We start from the raw sequence: 402 nt of genomic DNA on the forward strand, positions 1-402 counted from the left end.
GTCCATTATTGGCTTATCGATCATGGGAATGATATATAGTCCTCTTGGTGCCGTTCTTGCTTCACCATTTCCGACAGAAGTTCGATACACTGGCGCATCTATAACCTTTAATTTAGCCGGTATCATAGGCGCATCTCTTGCACCCTATACTGCAGAATATTTAGTGCAAAACTTCGGTATTGCTTATGTTGGCTATTATCTTCTCCTTTCCTCTTTTATTTCACTGATTTGCTTTATTGGATTTACGGATGATGAGATATCAAACTAGAACACAATAAAAAATAATAAGACGAGTGCTGGCGGTAAAAATGCCGCCAGTTTCATTTTTAAAGACATTGTTTTAGGTACGCTCCACCATAGTATTCCAGCAAACAGCGCACTCAGAAAAAAGAACAAAATATC

At 38.3% G+C, this 402-nt stretch carries 1 pseudogene; it reads left to right on the forward strand.

Annotated features, from left to right (window positions below):
- Positions 1 to 268 (forward strand): annotated as a pseudogene (locus tag J7R12_RS08725) (MFS transporter); the annotation flags it as partial.
- Positions 269 to 402 lie beyond the last annotated feature (134 nt).

The sequence above is a fragment of the Bartonella vinsonii subsp. vinsonii genome (assembly GCF_902825235.1).
Taxonomy (GTDB): Bacteria; Pseudomonadota; Alphaproteobacteria; order Rhizobiales; family Rhizobiaceae; genus Bartonella; species Bartonella vinsonii.